Source organism: Streptomyces sp. HUAS MG91 (assembly GCF_040529335.1).
GTDB classification, from domain to species: Bacteria; Actinomycetota; Actinomycetes; order Streptomycetales; family Streptomycetaceae; genus Streptomyces; species Streptomyces tabacisoli.
In genome coordinates this window covers 553704-579137 of the sequence record NZ_CP159534.1, presented here as the reverse complement: position 1 = coordinate 579137, position 25434 = coordinate 553704, and the positions used below count along the sequence as shown (strand labels likewise).

The window sequence follows — 25434 nt, the reverse complement described above, 5'->3', positions numbered from 1 at the left end:
GGCCGTGTCAGCCGTTGTGGACGCCGTTGCCCGAGAGCACCGGGATGCCGTGCAGGATGTGCGAGGCCGGCTCGTCACCCTTGGCCTGCGTGGAGTTGTCGGCGCACTGCTGGTTCTGCGCGGCCGACAGGACGGGGATGTCCTGGGCGGCGACGGGGACCAGGATCCCGACGAGCGATCCGGCGTTGGCCTTGGCGGGCAGGCCGACACAGAGCTTGTTCAGCGAACCCTGGACGGCGCCGACCTGCGGGCTCTGCGAGCCCTCCGTGACGGAGTTGCCGACCTCCGACTGGGAGGCGTTGCCGCTGGCCGAGGTGGTGCCCATGTCGTCACCGAGGGCGACGGCCTGTCCGGCGGTGGCGGCGGCGAGGCCGGCGACGGAGGTGGCGAGGGCGGCCGAGGCCATGACCTTCTTCAGCATGGTGTGTTTCCTTGATGGTCAGAGATGGATCACTGCGCGTGAAGAACGGGGCACGGGGCCGTGAGGTTGCGCTGATCCACTCCTTCGACCCATCTTGCGTAACCGCGCGGAGCCGCCGCCACGATCTTCGCGACAGGACCCCTTTCGAACATGACCCGGCCACGAGATATCTTGATGTCGAGCAATATTGAGCAGACTGAGAAAACTGCCGACGACATGGAAGACGTGGAGCGGAGCACCCGGTGACTGACTCGACCATCATTTACACGCACACAGACGAGGCCCCGGCCCTCGCGACGTACTCCTTCCTGCCGGTCATCGAGGCTTACGCGTCCACGGCCGGCGTGGGCGTCGAGACCCGTGACATCTCGCTGGCCGGCCGCATCATCGCCTCGTTCCCCGAGTACCTCGAAGAGGGCCAGCGGATCGCGGACGCCCTCGCCGAGCTGGGCGAGCTGGCCAAGACGCCGCAGGCCAACATCATCAAGCTGCCGAACATCTCGGCCTCCATCCCGCAGCTCAAGGCCGCCGTCGCCGAGCTCCAGGAGCAGGGCTACGCGCTCCCCGCCTACCCGGACGAGCCGAAGACCGACGAGGAGCGCGAGATCCGCGCCCGCTACGACAAGGTCAAGGGTTCCGCCGTGAACCCGGTGCTGCGCGAGGGCAACTCGGACCGCCGCGCCCCCGCCTCGGTGAAGAACTACGCCAAGGCCCACCCGCACCGCATGGGCGCCTGGACCGCCGAGTCCAAGACCAACGTCGCCACCATGGGCGAGAACGACTTCCGCTCGACGGAGAAGTCCGCCACCATCGCCGCCGACGGCGCCCTGCGCATCGAGCTGGTCGGTGACAACGGCACCACCACCGTGCTGCGCGAGTCCGTACCGGTCCTCGCCGGTGAGGTCGTCGACGCCTCCGTGCTGCGCGTCGCCGCCCTGCGCGAGTTCCTGACCGCCCAGGTCGCCCGCGCCAAGGAAGAGGGCGTCCTCTTCTCCGCGCACCTCAAGGCCACCATGATGAAGGTCTCCGACCCGATCATCTTCGGTCACGTCGTGCGCGCCTTCTTCCCCGAGACCTTCGCCCGCTTCGGCGGCGACCTGGCCGCCGCGGGCCTCACCCCGAACGACGGTCTGGGCGGCATCTACAAGGGCCTGGAGTCGCTCGCGAACGGCGCCGACATCAAGGCGTCCTTCGAGGCCGAGCTGGCCGCCGGCCCGGAGCTGGCCATGGTCGACTCCGACCGCGGCATCACCAACCTGCACGTGCCCTCGGACGTCATCATCGACGCCTCGATGCCCGCCATGATCCGCACCTCGGGTCACATGTGGGACAAGGACGGCAACGAGGCCGACACCCTCGCCGTCATCCCGGACTCCTCCTACGCCGGCGTGTACCAGGCCGTCATCGAGGACTGCCGCGCCCACGGCGCCTACGACCCGTCGACCATGGGCTCCGTCCCGAACGTCGGCCTCATGGCGCAGAAGGCCGAGGAGTACGGCTCCCACGACAAGACCTTCGAGATCCCGACCACCGGCACGGTCCGCCTGGTCGACACCGACGGCAACGTCGTCCTGGAGCAGACGGTCTCCGAGGGCGACATCTTCCGCGCCTGCCAGACCAAGGACGCCCCGATCAAGGACTGGGTCAAGCTCGCCGTCACGCGCGCCCGCGCCACCGGCGACCCGGCCGTGTTCTGGCTGGACGAGGGCCGTGCCCACGACGCCCAGCTGATCAAGAAGGTCGAGGCGTACCTGGCGGAGCTCGACACCGAGGGCCTGGACATCCGGATCCTCAACCCGGAGGACGCCACCAAGCTCTCCGTCGAGCGCATCCGCCAGGGCCTGAACACCATCTCGGTGACCGGCAACGTGCTGCGCGACTACCTGACCGACCTCTTCCCCATCCTGGAGCTGGGCACCAGCGCCAAGATGCTGTCGGTCGTCCCGCTGATGAACGGCGGCGGACTCTTCGAGACGGGCGCCGGCGGCTCCGCCCCGAAGCACGTCCAGCAGCTGGTCAAGGAGAACTACCTGCGCTGGGACTCGCTCGGTGAGTTCCTGGCCCTCGCGGTCTCCTTCGAGCACCTCGCCACCACCACGGACAACGCCCGTGCGAAGGTCCTCGGCGAGACCCTCGACCGCGCCACCGGCACCTTCCTCAACGAGGACAAGTCGCCGACCCGTCGCCTCGGCGGCATCGACAACCGCGGCAGCCACTTCTACGTCGCCCTGTACTGGGCCCAGGAGCTGGCCAAGCAGACCGACGACGCGGAGCTGGCCAAGGCCTTCGCCCCGCTCGCTGAGACCCTCGCGGCCAACGAGTCGAAGATCGTCGACGAGCTGATCGCCGTCCAGGGCTCCCCGGCCGACATCGGCGGCTACTTCCAGCCCGACCCGGCCAAGGCCGCCAAGGTCATGCGCCCGTCGCAGACCCTGAACGAGGCCATCGCCTCCCTCGCCTGATCTCCGTACAGGCTCCACTGCCCCGTCCGGCTCCGCGCCGGGCGGGGCAGTGCGCTGTTCACGCTGCGCGGAAGCCGCCGCAATTGATGCTGTTCACCCGCCCTGACCTGGGTACGCTGCCCCGATGAGCACTCTGGATGACGCGCGCTCGGGCATGGACCCGGCGATCCGACCGCAGGACGACCTCTTCGGCCATGTCAACGGCCACTGGCTGGCGACCGAACCGATCCCCGACGACCGCTCCAGCTGGGGCCCCTTCGTGCAGCTCGTGGACGTCGCCGAGCAGCAGGTCAAGGACATCATCCAGGAGATCGCCGCGGGCGGCCCCACCAGCCTCGGCCCGGACGAGGCCCGCAAGATCGCCGAGCTCTACGCGTCGTTCATGGACGAGGAGGCCGTCGAGGCACGTGGCCTCGACCCCATCCGTCCGCTCCTGGACGAGGTCGCGGCGCTGACCGACGTGAGCGGGCTGGCCGGCTTCATCGGCCGTTTCGAGCGCAAGGGCGGCTCCGGTCTGTTCGGCGCGTACATCGACTCCGACGACCGCGACTCGGACCGTTACCTCTACAACATCCTCCAGGGCGGCCTCGGCCTGCCCGACGAGTCGTACTACCGCGACGAGAAGTTCGCCGAGACCCGCGAGAAGTACGAGGAGTACCTCACCGAGCTGTTCCGGCTCGGCGAGCACGGTGACCCGGCCGCCGCCGCGCGCACCGTCCTCGCCCTGGAGACCCGGCTCGCCGAGGGGCACTGGGAGCGGGCCGAGACGCGGGACGTGCAGAAGACGTACAACCTGACGACGTTCGACGAGCTGACCGCGCTCGCCCCGGCCTTCGACTGGCGTGCCTACGTCGACGCGCTCGGCGGCGGCGACGACACCCTGGCCCAGTCCTGCGTACGCCAGCCGTCCTACCTCGCGCACCTGTCGACCGTCCTCACCGAGACGCCCGTCGAGCAGTGGCGCGACTGGCTGCTCGCGCGCGTGCTGCGCACCAGCGCCCCCTACCTCTCCTCGGCGTTCGTGAACAACAACTTCGAGTTCTACGGGCGCACCCTCAACGGCACCCCGGAGCTGCGGGCCCGCTGGAAGCGCGCCGTGCAGTTCGTCGAGGGCGCCATGGGCGAGGCCGTCGGCAAGGAGTACGTCGCCCGGCACTTCCCGCCGGCGTCCAAGGCCCTCATGGACGACCTGGTCGCCAACCTCCTGGAGGCCTACCGGCAGTCCATCGGCGCGCTCGACTGGATGACCGACGAGACCAAGGAGCGGGCCTACGAGAAGCTCGCCACCTTCCGGCCCAAGATCGGCTACCCGGACACCTTCCGCGACTACTCCGCGCTGAGCGTCGTCGAGGGCGATCTGGTCGCCAACGCCTACGCGGCGGACGCCTTCGAGCACGACCGGCAGCTGGCGAAGATCGGCGCGCCGGTCGACCGCGACGAGTGGTTCATGCTGCCGCAGACGGTGAACGCGTACTACAACCCGGGCACGAACGAGATCTGCTTCCCGGCCGGCATCCTGCAGAAGCCGTTCTTCTCGCCGGACGCGGACCCCGCCGAGAACTACGGCGGCATCGGCGCGGTCATCGGCCACGAGATCGGCCACGGCTTCGACGACCAGGGCGCGCAGTACGACGGCCAGGGCAACCTGAACGACTGGTGGACCGCCGACGACAAGGCCGCCTTCGAGACCAAGTCCAAGGCGCTCATCACCCAGTACGACGGCTTCGAGCCGCGCAACCTGCCGGGCGAGCGGGTCAACGGATCGCTCACCGTCGGCGAGAACATCGGCGACCTCGGCGGCCTGACCATCGGGCACACCGCCTACCTGATCTCGCTCGAGGGCGCGGACGTGCCGGTCGACGAGGAGGGGATCAGCGGCTCGCAGCGGCTGTTCCTGAACTGGGCGTACTGCTGGCGCACCAAGCGGCGCAAGGAGCAGGAGCAGCAGTACCTGACCATCGACCCGCACTCCCCGCCGGAGTTCCGGGCGAACATCGTGCGCAACCTGGACGAGTTCCATCAGGCGTTCGAGACCGAGGCCGGGGACGGGCTGTGGCTCGATCCGGCCGATCGGGTGCGGATCTGGTGACCTGAGGTTCTGTGCGGCGGGGTCGGGAGGCTTGTGCCTCCCGGGCCCGTTTCGGGGCTCCGCCCCGGACCCCGCTCCTCAAACGCCGGAGGGGCTTGATCTACTGCTACTTGATGGTCGAGTGCAGGAAGTTCGTCGTCGCCGTCCAGGCCTTCTGTGCCGAGTCCGCGTCGTAGACCTCCGGGCGGCCGTCGTTGAAGAACGCGTGGTCCGCCGGGTACATGCGGAAGTCCGGCTCGATGCCCGACTGCTCGCGGATCGTGCGGGCCAGGCCGTCCAGGGTGGGGACCGGGACCGTCTCGTCGCGCTCCCCGTAGTGGCCGAGGATCTGGGCCCTCAGGCCCGAGAAGTCGGGGACCTCGCCCTGGATGACGCCGTAGAACGGGACGGCCGCGCTCACCCGCGGGTCCTTCGCGGCCAGGTACAGCACGAAGCCGCCGCCCATGCAGAAGCCGACCGTGCCGACCGTGTCCGAGGTGACCTCGGGCAGGGCCAGCAGATGGTCCACGGCGCCCGACAGCAGCTCCACGCCGCGCTCCACCGGCAGCTCCCGCATCATGCGGAACGCCTCCTCGGAGTCGTGCGCCACGTTCCCGCCGTACAGGTCGGGGGCGAGCGCCACGAAGCCCTCCGCCGCCAGCCGGTCGGTGACGTCGGCGATGTGGTCGGTCAGACCCCACCACTCCTGGATGACGATGACACCGGGCCCGCTGCCCGCGGGCGGCAGCGCCAGATAGCCGTGGGCGGGCGTGCCGTTGCTGTCGAACGTCACGTTCTGGTGGGCGGGCTTGCCGGTGGAACGGGGGGATTCCGACATGAGGTGACTCCTGTGTGGTCCGGTGATCACTCCCACCCTGCCACCCGGCCGCCCGGGAACGCGAAGGGGCCGCCGTCTCCCTGAGGACGGCGGCCCCTGGCCGGACGGCGGTCGGCGTCACATGTGGACGACCGGTGCCGCCGTCGCGTCCTGCCGCACAGCCCCACGCCGGTACAGCAGGAAGGTGATGACCGCGCCGGCGGCGAAGAAGCCCGCCGACCACCAGAACGCGGTCGTGTAGCTCTCGATCGTGGCCTGCGCCTGGGTCAGCTTGTCCGCCGGGTTGCGGCCCGCGAGGTAGCTGGTGGCGGCGCTCGCCGCGAGGGTGCTCAGCAGGGCGGTGCCGATCGAACCGCCCACTTGCTGCATGGTGTTGACCGTCGCCGAGGCGACGCCCGCGTCCTCGGCGCCGATCCCGCTGGTGGCCAGCGACATCGCGGGCGGCATCACGGCGCCCAGGCCCGCGCCGATCACGAGCAGCTGCGGCAGTACGTGGGTGGAGAACCCGGAGTCGAGACCGATCCCGGTCAGCCAGGCCATGCCGAGCGCGGCGACGGCGAACCCGCCGGGAATGATGATCTTCGGGCCGATCCGCGGCACCAGGACCGTGGTCGAGATCTGCGCCATGACCATCAGCGTGGCCATCATCGGCAGGAACGCGACACCGGTCTTCGTGGGGCTGAAGCCGAGGTTCAGCTGCAGGTAGTACGTGAGGAACAGGAACACGCCGAACATGCCCGCGCCCGTGATCAGCACGGTGATGAACGAGGCGGCCCGGTCCCGGTCGAGCAGGACGCGCATCGGCAGCAGCGGGTGCGCGGCCCGGGTCTGCCACCAGGTGAACGCGGCCAGCAGCGCCCCGCCCGCGAGCAGGAAGCCCCAGGTCAGCGGGGAGCCCCAGTCGTGGGTCTCCGCGTTGCTGAACCCGTACACGACCGAGAACAGACCGGCCGAGACGAGCACCGTGCCGGGCAGGTCCAGCTTGGAGCCGGCGGCGTCCCGGTGGCTGCCCAGCAGCAGCCAGCCGCCCGCGAAGGCGACGATCGCGAAGACCACGTTCACGTACAGCGTCCAGCGCCAGTCGAGCGCGTCGGTCAGCAGACCGCCGAGCAGCAGTCCGACCGCGCCGCCCGCACCGGCGATCGCGCCGTAGACGCTGAACGCCTTGGCGCGCTCCTTGGCGTCGGTGAACGTCGTGTTGAGCAGCGACAGCGCCGCCGGGGCGAGCAGCGCGCCGAAGACGCCTTGCAGGGCACGCGCCGTCACCAGCATCCCGAAGCCGGTGGAGGCGCCGCCGAGGACCGAGGCACCCGCGAAGCCCGCGATGCCGATGAGGAAGGCCGGCTTGCGGCCGAAGAGGTCGGCGATGCGGCCGCCGAGCAGCAGGAGCGAGGCGAAGGCGAGCGCGTACGCCGTGACGATCCACTGCCGGTTGCCGTCGTTGAAGCCCAGGTCCTGCTGGGCCGAGGGGAGCGCGATGTTCACGATGGTCGCGTCGAGCACGACCATCAGCTGGGCGATGCCGATGATGCCGAGAATCCACCAGCGCTTGCGGGACACGTCGTGGGTGTCCTGCGGGCGCCGGGCGGAGGCGTCGGTGGCCTCGACCGCGGAGGTCTGAGACATGGGAGCCACTCCAGGGAAGTGAGAGCCGCGGCCGCATAAGAACCGCGTAAGCTAAGTGAACGAAACGGTTTCGTTCCGGTCTTCGAGGATCGTAAGCCTCTCACTAGCGAAACGGCAACGTTTCGCTCGGTGGGTGACCGAGGTAACACCCCCACGAACGCGCCGATGCCCGGCGCTCCCGTGGGGGAGCGCCGGGCATCGGCGGTGCGGTGCGGCGGACTCAGCTGCCGCTCTTGGCCTTCTGCAGGGCCGAGATGCAGGTCGAGATCGCCTGCTGGAGCTCCTCAAGGCGCTGCAGCATGTCGTCCTCGACGATGTCGTCCATCTCCTCGCCGTCGACGTCGTCGAAGGTCAGCTCCTCGAACGCCTTCGTCGCCTTCTGCAGGCTGCTGTAGAACTTCGCGCGCCGCTCCTGGACCCGCAGCTCGGGGTCCTTCTCGACGGTCTCGGCGACCAGCGTGCGCACGCTGTCGTAGGCCTCCTGGGCCCACTCGCCGGTCTCCTCGTCCTCGTCCAGCTCGTCGATGAGGGACAGGTGGCGCTCGGCCTCCTCGCGCAGCGAGCGCGGAGCCTCGATCTTCTGCCCCGCGGGCGTCTTGACCTGCCCCTCCTCGACGATCTTCCGTACGTAGTCGAGCTGGCCGCCGGTCTTGCTCTCCTCGGCGACCGCCTTCTTCAGGTCGTCGGTGCGCACGATGTCCCGCGCCATCCCCGTGCGCAGCACCGGGTCCTCGCCGAGCCGGTCCATCAGCGCCTTGCGGGCGGCCTCCGCGGTGCCCGGGTCGGCGAGGATCGCGGCCCGCAGCGCCGTCGGGTTCTCCGCGACCTCCAGCGCCTTCGTCGGCCGGATGCCCTCCGCCTCGGCGGCCTCGGTGATCGCCTGGCCGCGCACGGACGTGCCGCTGGAGCGCGAGACGTAGTACGACAGCCAGACATCGGCCTCGGGCAGCTCGATCTCGGCCCCCGGCGCCAACGACTCGAACTGCGGCACGATGCCGTCGTCCGCCGCGCGGTCCCACGCCTTGTAGAAGCGCATGACGCGGTCGGCCGAGCAGCCGGCGAGCCCGGCGAACCTGCGCGCCGAGACCTTGGACGTCTCACCGGCCGGCTGCCCGCCGGGGCGCACGCTGCGCGCCACCTTCAGCGCGAACGCCCAGCCGCCGGTGCGCGCGTACACGCCGAACTCGTGCGCGTCCCGGGTGATCGCCTCCGGCACCTCGCCGAGGGCGTCCTCCTCCGGCTCCTCGGCCTCCTCAGCCTCTTCGGCCCCCTCCGAGCGCCCCGGCGCGGCGGCCGTGGTGTCCGCCGGGGGCTGCCAGAAGTTGCCCGCCTCCTCGTCCGTCGTGCTCCCCGGCGCGTCGACCGCGGGCGTGGACTCCGCGGCCTGCGGCGGTACGGAGTCGTCGCCGCTCGGGGCCGCTGCTTCGGAGGCGTCGATGGCTACGGTCACGTAGATGCTCCTGGGTGATCGGGCGCGTGTGGGTTGACGGACCACTTTATCGCTCCGATTGGGCTGATTTGCGCGTCAGTTGTCGCGTCGCGCGTCCCGGCCCGCTGCACGCGCCGTCGACCCCGTGCCGGGCCCGTCGCTCGAGGCTCCCCCGCCCACGACCGACGGGCCCGGGCCTCTACCGTGCGCCGCGGCGGGAGAGCGGGCGCGCGGGAGGCTCTGCGCAGCAGCATCTCAGGGCGGGGGTTGGTTGAAGGTGGGCCGATCGACCCTGTCGCGGGGCCGAACGGCCCGGATTCCGCCGGGCGCCCCGGTCAGCCGGCGCGCGGCCCGCGCAGCGCCGCGCGGGCCCGGGCGATCTCCTCGTACGCCTTGTCGCGGCCCTCCCAGTGCGAACCCTCGACCGACTTGCCGGGCTCCAGGTCCTTGTAGACCTCGAAGAAGTGGGTGATCTCCAGGCGGTCGAACTCCGGGATGTCCTCGATGTCCTGCACGGAGCGGTGGCGCGGGTCGTGGGCGGGGACGCAGAGGATCTTCTCGTCGGGGCCCTTCTCGTCGCTCATCACGAACATGCCGATCGCGCGGCACTCGACGGCGCAGCCGGGGAAGGTGGCGTCGTCGGTCAGCACCAGGGCGTCCAGCGGGTCGCCGTCGCCGCCGAGCGTGCCCTCGACGTAGCCGTAGTCCGCGGGGTACTGGGTGGAGGTGAACAGCATCCGGTCGAGGCGGATGCGGCCCAGCTCGTGGTCCATCTCGTACTTGTTGCGAGAACCCTGTGGGATCTCCACGATCACGTCGAACGCCTCGGCGTGTGCCTCACTGCCGCCCAATGTGGCCTCCTTGCCCCATGGTCGCCCGGTTCGGTGCCCCGAGTGTGCGCCGAAGGCGACGAGGGCGGAACCCCTCAGGCGCCGGGGTGCAGGGCGAATTCGAGCTCCGGCCGGTCCCAGGCGACGGCCGGCGGACAGGCCGGGGCGGTACCGGTGCGCAGGGCTCCCACGCTGCGGTAGAAACCCTCGGCGGGCGGATGGGACACCACCCGTACGCGGTCGAGCCCGGCGGCGCGGGCCTCCTGCCGCATGTGGTCGACCAGCAGTCGCCCGATGCCGCGGCCCTGCGCCGCGTCGGCGACGAACATCAGGTCCAGCTCGGCCGGGTCGATCAGGAGTGAGTAGAAGCCGAGGATCCGCTCACCGTCCCCCGCCGCCCCGTCGACCGCCACGAAGACCCGGTGGGTGTCGATGTAGGCGGGGCCGACGCGGTAGCCCGCGACCATCGCCGCGTACCGGCCCTCGTAGGCCCTGGAGCCGCGCACGAGGCGGGTGAGGCGCTTGGCGTCCCGTGCGGTGGCCCGGCGGATCGTCGCGGACGGCCCGCGTCCCGGGCGCGTCATGCTCGCGGTCATCACACGAGTATTGCTCATCGGCGGTGCCCCTCACGCCGTGGGGACGGTCCCGCGGACCTGGCGGAGGAACGCGGCGTTGTCGGGGGTCTTGCGGAGCTTGTCCAGCAGCGCCTCGTAGCCGGAGCGCCCGTCGCGGCCCTGGAGGGCCCGGCGCAGTCCGCTCACGGCCGCCAGCTCGGCGGCGGGCAGCAGCAGCTCCTCCCTGCGGGTGCCGGACGGGGTGATGTCGACGGCCGGGAAGACGCGGGCGTCGGCGAGGGTGCGGTCCAGGCGCAGCTCCATGTTGCCGGTGCTCTTGAGCTCTTCGAAGTAGTAGTCGTCGGCGCGTGAACCGGTGTCGACCAGCGCCGTCGCGAGGATGGTCAGCGAACCGGCCTCCTCGGTGTTGCGGGCCGCTCCGAACAGCCGCTTGGGGCCGAGCAGCGCGGCCGCGTCGACTCCGCCCGACAGCGTGCGGCCGCCCTTCGACGACACCGCGGCGGCGTTGTTGTGGGCCCGGCACAGCCGGGTGAGGGAGTCGAGCAGGATGATCACGTCGACGCCCCGCTCGACGAGGCGCTTGGCGCGCTCCACGGCGAGTTCGGCGAGCGCGATATGGGTCTTGGCGGGCCGGTCGAAGGTCGAGGCGAGCACCTCGCCGCGCACCGAGCGGCGCATGTCGGTGACCTCCTCGGGACGTTCGTCGAGGAGGACCACCATCAGATGGGCCTCGGGATGGCGGTCGGCGATCGCGGCGGCGAGCTGCTGGAGCAGGACCGTCTTGCCGGTCTTGGGCGGTGCGACGATCAGGCCGCGCTGCCCCTTCCCGACGGGCGCGACCAGGTCGACGACACGGCCCGCGAGGCCGCCCGCGGGACTGTCGAGGCGCAGCCTGCGGTCCGGATGGAGCGGGGTGAGGTCGGCGAACCGCGGGCGGCTGCGCGCCGTGTCCGCGGGAAGGCCCTCGACGGTCTCGACGCGGGCGAGGGTGCGCGGCCTGCCGCACACCCCGGTGACGAAGTCGCCGGCCCGAAGGCCGCGTTGGCGGATGAGCTGGGCCGGGACCTGGACGTCGTCCGGCGTGGGCACCAGGCCGGGGGAGCGCAGGAATCCGGCGCCGTTCCCGGCGATGTCGAGGACACCGGCCGCGCTGACGGGGGCTTCGGTGGACGTGGCGGCGCCGGACCGTTCCGGCGCACGGAGTGTGGTGGTGGTCATGGGGATCAGGGTCCTTTCGCGGACGGCGTTCGTACGCGGGCAGAGAAGGGGGGTGGGATTCCGGCGATCCGAGGGGCGGGCGGACTTGTCACGCCCGGCCTGCCGGGAGAAGAACCTGGAACGGGGGCGGGACGGAACCCGTCAGAACCCGTTGACCAGGGATGACGTGCGCCAGAGCGACAGCGCGCCGAGAACGGCGGGACTGAGTGCGCTGGAGGCGCTGAGAAGAGAGATTCGGTACGAGCGCCTCGTTGGCCCCGATGGGGAGAAGGGGAGGCGTACACAAGTACCACTCGGACAGTACCACGCCACCCCGGGTGCGCGGCAAGCCCGGACTTCCCGGGGCCGCCGACCTATGCTGAGCGGCCATGTTCACCCCTCAGGGCCCCACCCTCCGCGAACTGGCCGTTCAGGCGCTGTCGTCGGTCGAGCACGGCTACGACCTGCTCGCGCCGAAGTTCGACCAGACGCCGTTCCGGACCCCGGACGCCATCCTCGCTCCGGTCACGCGCGCCCTGCGCGCACTCGGCCCCTACCGGACCGGGCTCGATCTGTGCTGCGGCACCGGCGCGGGGCTCGGCGTGCTGTGGGAGGTGTGCGCCGAGCGGGCCGTCGGGGTCGACTTCAGCGCCGGCATGCTGGACGTCGCCCGGCGCGGCGAGCCCACGGCGTCGTACGTGCGCGCGGACGCGCTCGCCCTGCCGTTCGGGCCCGTCTTCGACCTGGTGGTCAGCTTCGGTGCGTTCGGGCACTTCCTGCCGCGCCAGCAGGCGGAGTTGTTCGCCCAGGTGCACCAGGTGCTGCGCCCCGGCGGGCAGTTCGTGTTCCCGATGCCCGCACCCGCGCGGCCCGGCTCGCGCGGCTACTGGGCCATGCTCGGCTTCGACGCGGTGATGCGGGTGCGCAACGCGCTGTGGCGGCCGCCGTTCGTCATGTACTACCGGGTGTTCCGTTTCGGCGATGTGCGCCGGGAGTTGGACCGCGCGGGCTTCGACCTGGAGCTGCGGAGCCTGCCCGAGCTGGGAGAGCGGCCCGACGGCAGTCCGCGGTGCGCGCTCGTCGTCGCCACGCGCCGGGACGCGGGATGACTCCGGAACGCGACACAGCGTCAAATAGGCATTACTGCACGTGAATTGTGTGCAAAGAATGCAGGGTATGACCGAGTTTTTTCACAACAGACTTTGAAATGGTCACAGGAAGGTCACTAGTGTCAGGGCTTCGACCTTCCACTCGGGCGATCACTCACATCAGGTGCGTGACGGTGGAGGGACACCGTCCATGGGCTCCTCCGTGGGCGGCCGGAGGATGAAGGAGCTCGCCTTCGTGGCGTCCCACCGTCGACCCAAGCAGCCGAGCCGCACCCGCGTGACCGTGCTCACCGCGACCGCCGCCGCGGCCGTCGCCCTGACCTCCCAGGCCGCCAACGCGGCCCCGAAGCCCACGAAGAGCGAGGTCAAGGCCAAGGTCGACAAGCTCTACGAAGAGGCGGAGCGGGCCACCAACCAGTACGACGGGGCCAAGGAGAACCAGGACAGGCTGGAGAAGGAGATCGGCCGGCTCCAGGACAAGGTCGCGCGCGAGCAGAGCGAGCTGAACGAACTGCGCGCCGGCATCGGCGCGATGGCCAGCGAGCAGTACCGCTCCGGCGGCATCGACGCCTCGGTGCAGCTCTTCCTCTCCGCGAACCCGGACGACTACCTCGACAAGGCGTCCACGCTCGACTCGCTCTCCGCACAGCAGCTGGAGTCACTGAAGAAGGTCCAGGCGAAGCAGCGCACGCTCGCCCAGGAGCGTGCCGAGGCGTCCGAGAAGCTCAAGGACCTCGCCGACACCCGCACCGAGCTCGGCAAGAAGAAGCGGGAGATCCAGGGCAAGCTGAGCGAGGCGCAGAAGCTCCTCAACTCCCTGACCGCCGCCGAGCGCAAGGCCATGGCCGACGCCGAGACCCGCGCCAGCCGCTCCTCCGCGAGCCGCGTCGACCTCGGCGACGAGGTCGCCGGCTCCAAGTTCGGCGCCGCCGCCCTGAGTGCCGCCGCCAGCCAGATCGGCAAGCCGTACGTCCGCGGCGGCACCGGCCCCAACTCCTACGACTGCTCGGGCCTGACCCAGTGGGCGTACGCGCAGGCCGGCGTCCAGATCTCCCGGGTCACGTACACCCAGGTCAACGACGGAGCCCACATCGGCATGAGCGCCCTCAAGCCCGGCGACCTCGTCTTCTTCAACAACACCGAGCACGTGGGCCTCTACGCGGGCAACGGCCAGGTGATCCACGCCCCGTACCCGGGCGCCGTCGTCCGCTACGAGTCGATGAGCACGATCGGCAGCTTCCAGTTCGGCGTCCGCGTCGCGGGCTGATCCGGCCACCCGGCGCCCGGCCCGGCGTCACCGCCTTTTCGGCGGTGCCGCGGCCTGCGCGGTCCTGCGCGGCGGGCGTGGCGCCGGTGTCGTGTCCTGGGGGAACGTCAGCTGCTGCCCCATCCACTCCATCGCGGGCCCGATCTCGCGCACCCATGTGGTGAAGTGGTGGCTGCCGCGCGGCAGGATGATCCGGGCCGACGTCATCGGCGCCCGCACCGCCTTGAGGAACCGCAGCGTGGGCCCGTAGTCCCGCTCGCCCTGCCGGCTGCTGGCCACCAGGACCGACACCCGCGGCACCGGCAGATGGTGCAGCCGCCAGATCAGGTCGTGGCCCTCCGCGCGGCGCGCGGCGAGCGGTCCCGAACCGAACAGGCTGCCCGTCGTCAGATCGTCGCTCACCTTGTAGTCGGCCGACAGCGCGGCGGCCGACGTGTACACCTTCGGGTCGCGCAGCGCGAGTTGCAGGGCGCAGCTGCCGCCCGACGAGTAGCCGAGCGCACCCCACGCGCTCGGGTCGTGGCCCACCCGGTAGGCCGCCTTGACCGCCTCCGGCAGGTCCTTGGTGAAGAACGTCTCCGCCTGCGGCCCGCCCGGCACGTCCACGCACTCGGTGTCCCGGGGCGGGGCGATCGTCGGCCGCACCATCACGATCACCGTCGGCTGCAACCGGTTCGCCCGCTCCAGCTGACCCGCGGTCTGCGGCACGTGCAGGAACGAGGCGAGATTCATGATCCCGCCCGGATAACCGCTGATCGCCACGATCACCGGGAAGCGCTGCCGGTGGAACTGGCGCTGGAAGTACTGCGGCGGCAGATACACGAACGCCGGGTCGATCGCGCGGGTGCGCCGCCCGATGATGCGCACCGACTCCACCCGCCCGACCTTCGCGGGCGGCCCCACCGGCAGCCCCTTGACGCGGTCCAGGCCCTGCGGCCCGGCGGGCTGCACCAGCTCGGTGTGCTGGGCGTAGACCCCGCTCCCGGTGCCGAGTTCGGCGATGTGCGCGGGAGCGGTCGACACATGGCCGAGCAGTTCGTCCCACGTGCCGTAGAACTCGAACTCACCGTTCACCGCCACCGCGCACGCCAGCAGCACGGCGAACTGCGTCACCACGATCGCCCCGAGCCTGCCGAGCACGGGCAGCGGGCCCCGGCTCGCGAGACGTGGCCACACCCACACCGTCAGACCCACGCAGCCCAATGCGATCAGCACCGTCGCGTACAGCAACGTCCGACTCGTCAGGCCCATCCGCACCTCTCCTCTCGCCCGGGCGACGCACCCGCCGAACCCGCAGCTTCCTCCGGTGAAGAGACCGCGAGGGGCAGGCTGGTTGGCCGCGGCGCGCCTTCTTACCCTCCTCCTCACCCGCTCTTACTCCACCGGAGTCCGGCGTCCCTACGCTCGGCGGCTGTGAAACCTCGCCCTGCCGCCGTGGCCGGTCACACGTGCCTGCTCATCGGGCTCCTCGACATCGCGACGGCCGTCTTCCCGCACGTCCGCGTCACCCGTATCGAGCGCATCGCGCCCTACGTCCCCGGGCTCGCCGACGACATCGCCCGCGCCGCCGCGCTCGCCTCGGGCCTCCTCCTCGTACTGCTCGCGCGCGGCCTGCGCCGCCGCAAACGGCGGGCCTGGGAGGCCGCCGTCGTGCTGCTCGCGGGCAGCGCCGTCATCCAGGGACTGCGCCATCACGCGTTCGTCGCCGCGGCCGTCTCCGCGCTGCTGTGCGCCGGACTCGTCGTGTTCCGCGGCGAGTTCCACGCCCGCAGCGACCCGCGCGGCCGTATCCGCGCCCTGAGCAATCTGCTCGTGCTCGGCACGCTCAGCTTCGGCATCGGCCTGCTGATCGTCGGGGTGCGCGCGGGCGACGAGGCCGGAGGCCGGATCTCGTTCGGCGACCGTGTACAGCAGGTGGCGTACGGGCTCGTGGGCGCGGGTGGACCCCTGACGTACGCGTCCGACGGTGTCGGCGACGCCGTGCATCTGTCGCTGCTCGCACTCGGTCTGGTCACCGGCGCCACCACGACGTACCTCGTGCTGCGTCCGGTGCGGCTCGTGCCCGCGGACGGCTCGGCCCGGCTGCGCGCCCTCCTCGACCGCGAGGGGCGGCGCGACTCGCTCGGCTACTTCGCGCTGCGCGGTGACAAGTCCGTCCTGTTCTCCCCGACGGGCAAGGCGGCCATCGGCTACCGGGTCGTCTCCGGCGTCGCCCTCGCCGGCGGTGATCCGATCGGCGATCCCGAGGCCTGGCCCGGCGCCATCAAGGAGTTCCTCGACCGGTGCGAGCGGCACGCCTGGACCCCCGCGGTCATGGGCTGCAGCGAACTCGGCGGACAGGTGTGGATCCGCGAAGGAGGCCTGCGCGCCCTGGAGCTGGGCGACGAGGCCATCGTCGACTGCGCCGCGTTCACCCTCTCCGGGCGCGCCATGCGCAACGTACGGCAGATGGTGCACCGCATCGAGCGCGCCGGGTACTCCTGCCGCACCCGCCGTGTGCGCGACCTCGACGACACCGAGAAGCAGCAGCTCCGCGAGGCCGCCGCGGCCTGGCGGGGGAGCGCCACCGAGCGCGGGTTCTCCATGGCGCTCGGCCGCTTCGGCGACCCCGCCGACGGGGACTGCGTCGTCGTCACCGCCCACCAGAAGGACGCGACCGGACACGAACAGGTGCGCGCGCTGCTGCACTTCGTGCCCTGGGGCGGCGACGGACTCTCGCTCGACCTGATGCGCCGCGACCGCACCGCCGAACCCGGTCTGAACGAACTCCTCATCGTCGCCGCCCTGCGCGACGCGCCCGCCCTCGGCGTCAGCCGGGTCTCCCTCAACTTCGCGGTCTTCCGCGCCGCGCTGGCGCGCGGCGAACGGCTCGGCGCGGGACCGGTGCTGAGGGTGTGGCGGTCCCTGCTGGTCTTCGTCTCCCGCTGGTTCCAGATCGAGTCGCTGTACCGGTTCAACGCCAAGTTCCAGCCCGAGTGGCAGCCCCGCTTCGTCGTCTACCCCACCGCCCGCGACCTGCCCCGCATCGGCTGGGCCTGCCTCCAGGCCGAGGCGTTCGTGGTCCTGCCCCGGCCCGCCGAGCGGCTGCGCCAGTGGACGCGGAGCCGCCGGCCGTTCAACCGGCCACCGGCAGCGGGAAACGCACACCGGTCAGCCGCTCTGACACCTCCCACAGGCGGCGGCCGGTGACGGCGTCCGTGGCGCGCGGCGCGGGCTCCACCCTGGTCGGCGCCCCGCGCAACTCGCCCCGGCCGCCCGGCGCGATGAACTCGCCGCCCCGGACGCCCGGTTCGGTCGCCGCGTAGAGCACGGACAGCGCTCCGTCGGCCGGTTTCTGGGCGAGCGGCGCGAGCAGCCGCCCGTACAGCAGCCGCACTCCCGCGACCGGGGTTCCCTTCTGGAGATTCGTCGCCACGTACCCGGGATGGGCGAGCACGCTGCGGACCGGGCTGTCGGTCCGCGCGAGCAGCCGGTGCAGGTGCAGCCCGAAGACGGCGTTCGCGAGCTTCGACTGGCCGTAGTGGCCCATGGGCGAGTAGGCGCGCTCGCCGTCCAGGTCGTCGAAGTCGATCCGGCCCTGCCGGTGATTGGGCGAACTCACCGTCACCACCCGGGGATCGGCGCCCCGGCCGAGCAGGTCGAGGAGCAGCCCGGTGAGGGCGAAGTGCCCCAGATGGTTCGTCGCGAACTGCACCTCGTGGCCCTGCGCGCCGAGCGTGCGCGGCGGCGCCATCACCCCGGCGTTGTTGACGAGCAGATCGAGCCGCTGCCGCTCGGCCCGTGTCCCGTCGGCGAACGCGCGGACGGAGTCGAGGTCGGCCAGGTCCAGGTGGCGCACGTCGAGCCGGGCGGCCGGGAACCCGGCGGTGATGTCGGCGGCGGCGCGGCGGCCCCGGTCGACGTCGCGCACCGCGAGGACCACCCGCGCCCCGCGCCGCGCGAGTGCCCGGGCGGTCGCGAGCCCCACCCCGCTGTTCGCCCCCGTGACGACGGCCGTGCGGCCGCTCTGGTCGGACATCCGGTCATCGGTCCATCGCTCCCGTGTCATGCGGCACAGATTGACTCCGATGGCACTTGGTGTCAAGAAGTGCTGTCCGTGCCAGAGAAGGCACGGCATGTAGGATGCCGGGGTGAGTACCCGAGCCGATGCGACCCTCGCCGAGCGCAAGCGGCAGCTCGTCGCCGACGAACTGACCGAGGCGGCGCTGCAACTGCTGGCCGTCAGAGGCTTCGACGCCGTCACCGTCGACGAGATCGTGGCGTCGGCCGGGGTCTCGAAGCGGACGTTCTTCCGGTACTTCCGGTCCAAGGAGGACGTCGTCGTCCAGTTCCTGGCCGGCATGGGCGACGACATGCGCACCGCGCTCGCGGACCGGCCGGACGGCGAGACGCCGTCCGAGGCACTGCTCCACACCGTCCGGGTGCCCGTCACCACCTGCGCCGCCGACTCCGAGCGCGCGCTGCGCGTGGTCCGGCTGATCCTGCGCACACCGGCGCTGCTCGGCCGGTTCCTCGAGCACCAGGATCGCTGGCGCGACGACCTCGCGGCGGAGCTGGCCCGCAGGACCGGCCGCGACCCCGCCGCCGACCCGTATCCGGCGCTGGCCGCGGGCACCGCACTCACCACGTTCCACGTCGTGCTGCGGCGCTGGAGCGCCGGCGACGCGGCGCGGGACCCGGTGGCCCTCCTCGACGAGGCGTTCGCCGTGGTGGCGCCCGCGCTCGATCCCGCGCCCCGGACGCAGTCCCGCACACCGATCGCGGACGGGGGCCCGCGCGCCTAGCGTGGAACCGTAGCCGCCGGGCGCACCGCCGTCCGGCACCCCCACGGAAGGGTGCGCGTCATGTCCGTACGTCCCGAGGGCACGCCCATCTGGGCCGATGCCATGTATCCGGACCTGGAGGCGGCGAAGGCCTTCTACGCCGAACTGTTCGGCTGGACCTACGACCCGGGAGCCGAGGAGTTCGGCAACTACACGCAGGCGAAGAACGCCGACGGCAAGCACGTCGCCGCCCTCGTGCCGCAGATGCCCGGCGCGGAGGGCGTCCCGCCGTCCTGGAACCTCTACCTCGCCGCCCCCGACGTCGCGGCCAGCGCCGAGAAGATCACGGGCGCGGGCGGCACCCTGATGATGGAGCCGATGCCGGTCTCCGACTTCGGCACCATGGTCACCGTCCAGGACCCGGCCGGCGTCATGTTCAGCCTCTGGCAGCCCGGCTCGCACGAGGGCTTCGAGGCGGTCAACGAACCCGGAGCGTACTGCTGGGCCGAGGTCAACACCCGCGACGCCGCCAAGACCGACGCGTTCTTCACGACCGTCTTCCCCTACGACGCCAAGAAGGTCGCCGACGAACACGTCGACTTCCACGTCTGGATGCTCGACGACGCGCCCGTCCTCGGCCGGATGCAGATGGGCGACGGCTTCCCGGAGCACGTGCCGTCGTACGTCAACGTGTACTTCGTCGTCGAGGACTGCGACGACGCCGTCGCCACCGTGCAGCGCCTCGGCGGCAAGCTGCACTTCGGGCCGATGGACAGCCCGTTCGGCCGGATGGCCTCGGTCGCCGACCCGCAGGGCTGCGCGTTCTCCGTCATCGACGTCACGAAGACCCAGGGCGAGATGCCGCCCATGGAGTGACGGTCAGCCGGACTCCGGCAGCGCGAAACCCAGCTCGGCAGCGGCCAGCACGGGTGTCGGCTGCGCCCAGCGCTCCACCGCCGCCCGCGTCTGCGTCGACGCCAGGGAGCGCAGTTCGGCACGGTCCAGATACAGGGTGCCGTTCAGATGGTCCGTCTCGTGCTGCACGATTCGCGCGGGCCAGCCGCCGATCTCCTCGTCGACGGCGCGCCCGCGCTCGTCCAGGGCGCGCAGCCGCACCCGCTCGTGCCGGGCGACCACCGCCTGGTAGCCCGGCACGCTCAGACATCCCTCGTAGAACGCCACCCGGCGCCCGCCGTCCACGGCTTCGTACGACGGATTGACCAGGACCCGGAACGGCTGCGGCACCCGGCCCCGGGCCGTCGCCACCTCCTCGGTCACCGTCGCCGCGTCCTCCAGCACCGCGAGCCGCAGCGCCACCCCGATCTGCGGCGCCGCGAGGCCGACACCGGGCGCCTCGTGCATGGTGCGGCGCATCACTTCGACGAGCCGGGCGAGGGCGGTGTCGGAGAGCTGCCCGTCGACGGGTTCGGCGGGGCGGCGCAGCACCGGGTCACCGGCGGCGACGATCGGCAGGGGGCCCGCGTCGGCGGCGGCGAGCAGCGCGTCGACCTGGTCGTGGATCGGCATCGTCGGCATCGCGCCAGCATGCCAAGAACGATCACCGCGCGGCAACACATTGCAGGTTCATGAACACCCTGCGCGCACGGGAATGAAGGCACTGACCTGCTGGTTCGATGATGAGGGGCGCTCCGGTACACGGAGCGGCCCCGACGGAACACGACCCACCGCAGGCGAAGGGGACCGGTATGACGCAGACGTACGAGGAGCACGGGGGCGCCGGCCTTCCCGATGCCGGGACGCACCCGCTGGACAACCCCGCGTACGCCGCTCTGACCGGCCCGCACGCGCGCTTCGCCGAGCGGCGCGGCCGGGTGCTGCGCTACCCGGCCGACGTGACGCCGTGGGTGGCCCTGCCCGACGACGTCACGCCCGCGGACTGGGCGGACCTGGCCGCGTTCGCCGCCGCCGACGGCACCGTGCCGGTGCTCGGCACGAGCGCGGAACTGCCCGCGGGCTGGGAGGCCGTCTTCGACATTCCCGGCGTGCAGTTCGTCGACGACACCGTGGACGCGGCGCACGACCCGGAGGCGGTGCGGCTGACCGAGGCCGACGTGCCGGAGATGCTGGACCTGGTGGCCCGCACCGAGCCGGGACCGTTCGAGGTGCGCACCGTCGAACTCGGCACGTATCTGGGGATCCGGCGCGACGGAGTGCTGGCCGCCATGGCGGGGGAGCGGCTGCACCCGCCGGGCTTCACCGAGATCAGCGCCGTCTGCACCGACCCCGCGTACCGCGGACAGGGACTCGCCGGCCGGCTCGTGCGGGCCGTCGCCGCCGGGATCAGGGACCGCGGCGAGACGCCGTTCCTGCACACCGGCGCGGGCAACACGAACGCGATCCGGCTGTACGAGGCGCTGGGCTTCCGGCTGCGCCGCACCACGCGGTTCCGCACCGCGCGGGTGCCGGTGGCCGGTCAGTCGTCCCGCGCGGCCTCGTTGTAGCGCACCAGGTACTCGGCGAACCGCGCGAGATCGTCCGCCGGCCAGTCCGTCAGGCGGTCCCCGAAGATCTGCCGACGGCTGACCGTCACCTGCCGCAGAATCTCCGCGCCGGCCTCGGTCGGGTGCAGGACCTGGACCCGGTGGTCGTCCGGGTCCACGCGTCGCATGACGAGCCCGGACCGCTCCAGGGCGGAGACCTGGCGGCTGACCGTCGACTTGTCCAGCGCGTAGTGCGCCGCGAGGTCCGTGGCGCGGCAGCCGCCCTGCTCGTCGAGATGGCTGAGCAAGGTGTACGACACCAGTGACAGCTCGGGGTGGAGCCGGGCCGCCGTCGCTCTCGCGCGCCGCGCGAAGGACGTCAGCTCCCGCTGAATCACTTCCACGGCTGCCTCCCGGCCTCCGTCTCGCTCGCCCTGTGCCACGTGCGGTTCCTTTCGCTGCGCTGGTTGCACTGTACAACTGGGTGCGGTGCCTTGTGCGGTGCGGCTCTCGTCGTGGCCGGTCGCGCAGTTCCCCGCGCCCCTGGAAGCGAGCTGCGCTCGCCCAGGGGGGAAGCTGCGCGTAGCGCATGCTTCAGGGGCGCGGGGAACTGCGCGACCAGCCCCCACCGGGGCCGCACCCGACCACGCACCCCTCTTGTCACCCGTCACAACCCCACCGCCCCCGCTTTGATCCACGCTCCAGTTCAAACCGGCGCTCCCCGTCGACATCATGGCTGCCGAAGTCGCCGCCCCCACCGCGAGGAGACGCCCGACCATGCAGCCCAGACGCCTGACCGCAGCCGCACTGGCCACCCTGGTCCTCACCGGCACCGCCGCCCTGGCCCACCCGGCACTGGCCGAACCGCACACCCCCGCCACCACGGCGGAGCGCGCGGCGGCGCAGCCCGTCCCGTTCACCCAGGCCGCCGCCCACCTCGCCACCGACGGCTCGTACACGCTCTCCTGGTCGTCGCCGGCGGCGCACGTCCAGGTCACCGCCCACACCAAGCCCGACGCGAGCGACCCCGGCACCCCCCTCGGCAGCGCCGCGGGCACCGGCACCCTGACGGTCCCCGCAGGCGCGCTGGCGGCCGACCGGCGCTGGTACTTCGAGCTGACCCCCGACACCGGCGGCGCCTACGTCGTCGCCGAACGCTCCCTCGGCATCGCCTCCGCGAAGAACTTCCGCGACGCGGGCGGCTACCGCACGAGCGACGGCCGCTGGGTCAAGTACGGGATCGTCTACCGCAGCAACAAGCTGAGCGGCCTCACCGCCGCCGAGCAGCAACGCGTCGTCGACCAGGGCATCACCCACGACATCGACCTGCGCAACTACTTCGAGCGCAAGGACGAGCCGGACAAGGTCCCCGCCGGTGTCACCTATCAGGTCGCCGACGTGGTGTCCCTGGCGCACGGGGTGAGCTTCCACGACCCGGCCCTGATGACCCTCGCCCAGGCGATCGCGGCCGGACTGTTCTCCGGCTCCTCCGACCTCGGGCAGTCCATCGGCTACCCGTTCATGGTCAACTTCGTCGGCGCCGACCACGCCTTCAAGGACCTGCTCACGGCCGTGAACAGCAACACGGGCGCGACCGTCTACCACTGCTCGGCGGGCAAGGACCGCACCGGCTGGGGCACCGCCGTGCTGCTCACGCTGCTCGGCGTCCCGCGCGCCACCGTCGAGGCCGACTTCCTCGCCAGCAACGACTACACGGGCAACCCCGACGCGGTCGAACTCTCCTGGCTGCGCGCCGCGTTCGCCGAGGTCGACCACATCTACGGCAGCTTCGACGCCTACCTCCACAAGGGCCTCGGCCTCGACGACGCGACCATCCAGAGCCTGCGGAACCGGCTGCTCACCCCCTGAGGGCCGGGTCACCGTGGACGGCGGATCCGGACAGGGCCGCGCGCACCGTCGATCTCGACGGTGCGCCCCCGCTGAGTGACCTCGACCTTCCCGGCCGCGACCAGCCGGGCCGCCGCCCGGCGCGCAGGCTCCATGAGGTCGCGCCAGCCCTCGTCCTCGCCCTCGTACGCCGCGCGGGCCGCGTCCGAAGGGCAGATGGAGCGCCCCGCACGCTCATTCAGCAGACGAAGGATGGCCTGCTCCAGGCGCTGATCGGTCGCCCGTGAAGTGTCGCTCATGTTCTGAGGTTCACACCGGCGCGGTGGGGGCGCACTGCACGAGACGTCTCCCGGTAACAAGGTCACTTCCGTATCGCTGCCTTATTGCGTTTCTTCCTAAGCTTTTTGCGGAATGATGAACGGCTATTGCGTTCTCATGTTCACGTCAATACGCTCCCGTCTGCCACCCTCTCGTCGCGGACACCACGGCCGACGACCCCTGTCCGGCTGTGGAGCGGCGATGCGTCCGTGAAGGAGAACTGGATGACCGTCTCACGTCGCACTCTCCTGCAAGCCGTCACCACGGCGGGAGTCGCCGGAGCCGTCGGGCTGGGGCAGATCCCCCTCGCGGCCCCGGCCGCCGCCGCGAGCCAGCCCGGCGATGTGGTCGGGAAGGTCACCGTGGGCTACCAGGGATGGTTCGCGTGCGCCGGGGACGGCGCTCCGATCAACGGCTGGTGGCACTGGGCGCAGAACTGGGGCCAGACACCGTCGGCGACCAACAAGGCCATCGTGGCCTGGCCCGATGTACGGGACTACCCGGCCACCTACCGCACCGCCTTCGGTGATCTCGGCAACGGACAGCACGCCGCGCTGTTCTCCTCCTACGACCAGTCGACCGTGGATGTGCACTTCCGCTGGATGAAGCAGTACGGCATCGACACCGCGGCACTCCAGCGCTTCAACCCCACGGGAGGCGAAGGGCCGACCCGCGACGCGATGGCCGCCAAGGTGCGCAGCGCCGCCGAGTCGCAGGGCGTCAAGTTCTACGTGATGTACGACGTCTCCGACTGGACGACCATGCAGACGGACATCAAGGCCGACTGGACGAACAAGATGCGGGCTCACACGGCGTCGTCCGCCTACGCCCGGCAGAACGGCAAACCGGCCGTGTGCCTGTGGGGCTTCGGCTTCAACGACGCCCAGCGCCCCTTCGCCCCGGACGTGTGCCTGGACGTCGTCAACTGGTTCAAGGCGCAGGGCTGTTACGTGATCGGCGGGGTGCCGACCTGGTGGCGGACCGGCGACCGCGACTCCCGTCCCGGCTTCACCGGTGTCTACCGTGCGTTCGACATGCTCTCGCCATGGATGGTCGGCCGCATCGGCACCCTCGCGGACGCCGACAACTTCTACAACGTGGCGACGGTGCCCGACCTCGCCGAGTGCTCCGCGCACGGCATCGACTACCAGCCGTGCGTGCTGCCCGGCGGTGTGGGGGACCGGCAGCGCGCTCACGGCGACTTCATGTGGCGACAGTTCTACAACATGGGCCGCGCCGGGGTGCCGAGCGTCTACATCTCGATGTTCGACGAGTACAACGAGGGCAACCAGATCGCGAAGACCGCCGAATCCCAGGCCTGGGTGCCGGCCGGGTCGGGCTTCCTCGCCCTCGACGAGGACGGGACCGCCTGCTCCTCCGACTACTACCTTCGCCTCACCGGCGACGGCGGCAGAATGCTCAAGGGCCAGATCGCGCTCACGGCGACCCGCCCCACCCCGCCCAGGGTCGACAACGGCGACACGGCGGCGCCGACCGCCCCCGGGAACGTCCGGGCCACCGGGGTGACCGCGACCACCGTGGCACTGGCGTGGACCGCGTCCACCGACAACGTCGGCGTGACGAGCTACCGGGTCCGCCGGATCACCGGCAGCACCGCGATCCCGGTCGGCACCGCGGACGCGAACGCCACCTCGTTCACGGTGTCCGGACTCACCGCCGCCACGTCCTACACCTTCGACGCGCAGGCACTGGACGCCGCGGGGAACGTCTCACAGCCCTCGAACCGCGTCACCGCGACCACGATCACCGGGCCCGCCTCCGACAACCTGGCCCTGAACCGCCCGACCACCGAGAGCGGCCACACTCAGACCTACGGTTCGGCCAACGCCGTCGACGGCAACCCGGGCACGTACTGGGAGAGCACCAACGGCGCGTTCCCTCAGTGGCTCCAGGTCGACCTCGGCGCCGCCACCCAGGTCGGCCGTGTCGTCCTGACCCTGCCCCCGGCCGACGCCTGGGCCACCCGCACCCAGACCATCGCCGTGCAGGGCAGTGCCGACGGTGCTTCGTTCAGCACGCTGCGGTCCGCCGCAGCCTGCACGTTCAATCCGGCGAGCGGCAACACCGTCACGCTGACCCTGCCCAGCGGGGCGAGCGCGCGCCATCTGCGGCTCGTCTTCACCGCCAACACCGGTTGGCCGGCCGGGCAGATCTCCGAGTTCCGCGTGTACGCCGCCTGAGGACCTCGCCGGTCCAACGGCCTTACGGAGAAACCGCGTCG

22 protein-coding genes are annotated in these 25434 nt (G+C 71.4%); 10 read left to right on the top strand and 12 right to left on the bottom strand.

The window, feature by feature from the left end; translation table 11 throughout:
* Positions 1-7: 7 nt before the first annotated feature.
* The gene (locus ABII15_RS02785) at positions 8-421 is read right to left on the bottom strand and encodes a rodlin (RefSeq protein WP_353940635.1); all 414 of its coding nucleotides are present in this window, start codon (positions 419-421) and stop codon (positions 8-10) included.
* Between the two features lie 242 nt (positions 422-663).
* Between ABII15_RS02785 and ABII15_RS02780 the strand changes: the two genes are divergently transcribed.
* Both ABII15_RS02780 and ABII15_RS02775 read left to right on the top strand, forming a co-directional pair.
* Complete coding sequence (locus ABII15_RS02780) at positions 664-2883, top strand: NADP-dependent isocitrate dehydrogenase (protein WP_353940634.1); 2220 nt, start codon at positions 664-666, stop codon at positions 2881-2883.
* A 124-nt stretch (positions 2884-3007) separates the two neighbouring features.
* The gene (locus tag ABII15_RS02775) at positions 3008-4972 is read left to right on the top strand and encodes a M13-type metalloendopeptidase (RefSeq protein ID WP_353940633.1); all 1965 of its coding nucleotides are present in this window, start codon (positions 3008-3010) and stop codon (positions 4970-4972) included.
* A 106-nt stretch (positions 4973-5078) separates the two neighbouring features.
* Here ABII15_RS02775 and ABII15_RS02770 read toward each other — a convergent pair whose 3' ends face one another.
* The 6 genes from ABII15_RS02770 to rho form a co-directional block, all read right to left on the bottom strand.
* Positions 5079-5789: a dienelactone hydrolase family protein gene (locus ABII15_RS02770; protein WP_353940632.1), complete on the bottom strand. Its 711-nt coding sequence runs from the start codon at positions 5787-5789 to the stop codon at positions 5079-5081.
* Positions 5790-5906: 117 nt separating this feature from the next.
* Positions 5907-7415, bottom strand: coding sequence for an MFS transporter (locus ABII15_RS02765; protein ID WP_353940631.1), 1509 nt, complete (start codon positions 7413-7415; stop codon positions 5907-5909).
* A 220-nt stretch (positions 7416-7635) separates the two neighbouring features.
* A complete protein-coding gene (locus ABII15_RS02760; protein ID WP_353940630.1) occupies positions 7636-8865 on the bottom strand; it encodes a hypothetical protein in 1230 nt (409 codons plus the stop codon).
* Between the two features lie 314 nt (positions 8866-9179).
* Positions 9180-9695 carry an inorganic diphosphatase gene (locus ABII15_RS02755; RefSeq protein WP_353940629.1) on the bottom strand — a complete coding sequence of 172 codons (516 nt, stop codon included), beginning with the start codon at positions 9693-9695 and terminating at the stop codon, positions 9180-9182.
* A gap of 74 nt (positions 9696-9769) precedes the next feature.
* The gene (locus tag ABII15_RS02750) at positions 9770-10270 is read right to left on the bottom strand and encodes a GNAT family N-acetyltransferase (protein ID WP_353940628.1); all 501 of its coding nucleotides are present in this window, start codon (positions 10268-10270) and stop codon (positions 9770-9772) included.
* A 30-nt stretch (positions 10271-10300) separates the two neighbouring features.
* Positions 10301-11467, bottom strand: a complete 1167-nt coding sequence (rho, locus tag ABII15_RS02745; protein ID WP_353940627.1) for a transcription termination factor Rho — start codon at positions 11465-11467, stop codon at positions 10301-10303.
* A gap of 368 nt (positions 11468-11835) precedes the next feature.
* Here rho and ABII15_RS02740 point away from each other — a divergent pair, with 368 nt between their 5' ends.
* Together ABII15_RS02740 and ABII15_RS02735 are read left to right on the top strand one after the other, a co-directional pair.
* Positions 11836-12555 carry a class I SAM-dependent methyltransferase gene (locus ABII15_RS02740; protein WP_353940626.1) on the top strand — a complete coding sequence of 240 codons (720 nt, stop codon included), beginning with the start codon at positions 11836-11838 and terminating at the stop codon, positions 12553-12555.
* A gap of 235 nt (positions 12556-12790) precedes the next feature.
* Positions 12791-13822: an NlpC/P60 family protein gene (locus tag ABII15_RS02735; protein ID WP_353946942.1), complete on the top strand. Its 1032-nt coding sequence runs from the start codon at positions 12791-12793 to the stop codon at positions 13820-13822.
* 27 nt (positions 13823-13849) lie between these two features.
* Here ABII15_RS02735 and ABII15_RS02730 read toward each other — a convergent pair whose 3' ends face one another.
* Complete coding sequence (locus ABII15_RS02730) at positions 13850-15073, bottom strand: alpha/beta hydrolase-fold protein (RefSeq protein WP_353940625.1); 1224 nt, start codon at positions 15071-15073, stop codon at positions 13850-13852.
* Between the two features lie 162 nt (positions 15074-15235).
* Between ABII15_RS02730 and ABII15_RS02725 the strand changes: the two genes are divergently transcribed.
* Positions 15236-17011: a phosphatidylglycerol lysyltransferase domain-containing protein gene (locus ABII15_RS02725; RefSeq protein ID WP_353940624.1), complete on the top strand. Its 1776-nt coding sequence runs from the start codon at positions 15236-15238 to the stop codon at positions 17009-17011.
* Here the strand turns inward: ABII15_RS02725 and ABII15_RS02720 are convergent.
* Complete coding sequence (locus ABII15_RS02720; RefSeq protein ID WP_353940623.1) at positions 16938-17870, bottom strand: oxidoreductase; 933 nt, start codon at positions 17868-17870, stop codon at positions 16938-16940. The genes ABII15_RS02725 and ABII15_RS02720 overlap by 74 nt on opposite strands.
* 82 nt (positions 17871-17952) lie before the next feature.
* Here ABII15_RS02720 and ABII15_RS02715 point away from each other — a divergent pair, with 82 nt between their 5' ends.
* Together ABII15_RS02715 and ABII15_RS02710 are read left to right on the top strand one after the other, a co-directional pair.
* Positions 17953-18606: a TetR family transcriptional regulator gene (locus ABII15_RS02715; RefSeq protein WP_353940622.1), complete on the top strand. Its 654-nt coding sequence runs from the start codon at positions 17953-17955 to the stop codon at positions 18604-18606.
* A gap of 60 nt (positions 18607-18666) precedes the next feature.
* Positions 18667-19461, top strand: coding sequence for a VOC family protein (locus tag ABII15_RS02710; RefSeq protein WP_353940621.1), 795 nt, complete (start codon positions 18667-18669; stop codon positions 19459-19461).
* A 3-nt stretch (positions 19462-19464) separates the two neighbouring features.
* Here ABII15_RS02710 and def read toward each other — a convergent pair whose 3' ends face one another.
* Complete coding sequence (def, locus tag ABII15_RS02705) at positions 19465-20121, bottom strand: peptide deformylase (RefSeq protein WP_353940620.1); 657 nt, start codon at positions 20119-20121, stop codon at positions 19465-19467.
* 170 nt (positions 20122-20291) lie between these two features.
* Between def and ABII15_RS02700 the strand changes: the two genes are divergently transcribed.
* On the top strand, positions 20292-21047 hold the full coding sequence (locus ABII15_RS02700) for a GNAT family N-acetyltransferase (protein ID WP_353940619.1): 756 nt from the start codon (positions 20292-20294) through the stop codon (positions 21045-21047).
* On the opposite strand, the gene ABII15_RS02695 is transcribed toward ABII15_RS02700, so the two are convergent.
* The gene (locus ABII15_RS02695) at positions 21020-21430 is read right to left on the bottom strand and encodes a MarR family winged helix-turn-helix transcriptional regulator (protein ID WP_353940618.1); all 411 of its coding nucleotides are present in this window, start codon (positions 21428-21430) and stop codon (positions 21020-21022) included. The two genes, ABII15_RS02700 and ABII15_RS02695, sit on opposite strands and share 28 nt — an antisense overlap.
* A gap of 373 nt (positions 21431-21803) precedes the next feature.
* On the opposite strand from ABII15_RS02695, the gene ABII15_RS02690 reads away from it, so the two are divergent.
* Entirely contained in the window at positions 21804-22895 is a 1092-nt protein-coding gene (locus ABII15_RS02690; protein WP_353940617.1) for a tyrosine-protein phosphatase, read from the top strand.
* 8 nt (positions 22896-22903) lie between these two features.
* On the opposite strand, the gene ABII15_RS02685 is transcribed toward ABII15_RS02690, so the two are convergent.
* Positions 22904-23173 (bottom strand): DUF3253 domain-containing protein, encoded by a 270-nt coding sequence (locus tag ABII15_RS02685; RefSeq protein WP_353940616.1) that lies wholly within the window; start codon positions 23171-23173, stop codon positions 22904-22906.
* A gap of 243 nt (positions 23174-23416) precedes the next feature.
* Between ABII15_RS02685 and ABII15_RS02680 the strand changes: the two genes are divergently transcribed.
* Positions 23417-25393: a discoidin domain-containing protein gene (locus tag ABII15_RS02680; RefSeq protein WP_353940615.1), complete on the top strand. Its 1977-nt coding sequence runs from the start codon at positions 23417-23419 to the stop codon at positions 25391-25393.
* Positions 25394-25434 lie beyond the last annotated feature (41 nt).

Coding starts and splice junctions, on each gene's coding strand:
- ABII15_RS02685 (WP_353940616.1), bottom strand. CDS start 23,173: ATGAGCGACACTTCACGGGCGACCGATCAGCGCCTGGAGCAGGCCATC.
- ABII15_RS02700 (WP_353940619.1), top strand. CDS start 20,292: ATGACGCAGACGTACGAGGAGCACGGGGGCGCCGGCCTTCCCGATGCC.
- ABII15_RS02775 (WP_353940633.1), top strand. CDS start 3,008: ATGAGCACTCTGGATGACGCGCGCTCGGGCATGGACCCGGCGATCCGA.
- def (WP_353940620.1), bottom strand. CDS start 20,121: ATGCCGACGATGCCGATCCACGACCAGGTCGACGCGCTGCTCGCCGCC.
- rho (WP_353940627.1), bottom strand. CDS start 11,467: ATGACCACCACCACACTCCGTGCGCCGGAACGGTCCGGCGCCGCCACG.
- ABII15_RS02710 (WP_353940621.1), top strand. CDS start 18,667: ATGTCCGTACGTCCCGAGGGCACGCCCATCTGGGCCGATGCCATGTAT.
- ABII15_RS02785 (WP_353940635.1), bottom strand. CDS start 421: ATGCTGAAGAAGGTCATGGCCTCGGCCGCCCTCGCCACCTCCGTCGCC.
- ABII15_RS02765 (WP_353940631.1), bottom strand. CDS start 7,415: ATGTCTCAGACCTCCGCGGTCGAGGCCACCGACGCCTCCGCCCGGCGC.
- ABII15_RS02750 (WP_353940628.1), bottom strand. CDS start 10,270: ATGACCGCGAGCATGACGCGCCCGGGACGCGGGCCGTCCGCGACGATC.
- ABII15_RS02680 (WP_353940615.1), top strand. CDS start 23,417: ATGACCGTCTCACGTCGCACTCTCCTGCAAGCCGTCACCACGGCGGGA.
- ABII15_RS02770 (WP_353940632.1), bottom strand. CDS start 5,789: ATGTCGGAATCCCCCCGTTCCACCGGCAAGCCCGCCCACCAGAACGTG.
- ABII15_RS02740 (WP_353940626.1), top strand. CDS start 11,836: ATGTTCACCCCTCAGGGCCCCACCCTCCGCGAACTGGCCGTTCAGGCG.
- ABII15_RS02690 (WP_353940617.1), top strand. CDS start 21,804: ATGCAGCCCAGACGCCTGACCGCAGCCGCACTGGCCACCCTGGTCCTC.
- ABII15_RS02720 (WP_353940623.1), bottom strand. CDS start 17,870: ATGACACGGGAGCGATGGACCGATGACCGGATGTCCGACCAGAGCGGC.
- ABII15_RS02730 (WP_353940625.1), bottom strand. CDS start 15,073: ATGGGCCTGACGAGTCGGACGTTGCTGTACGCGACGGTGCTGATCGCA.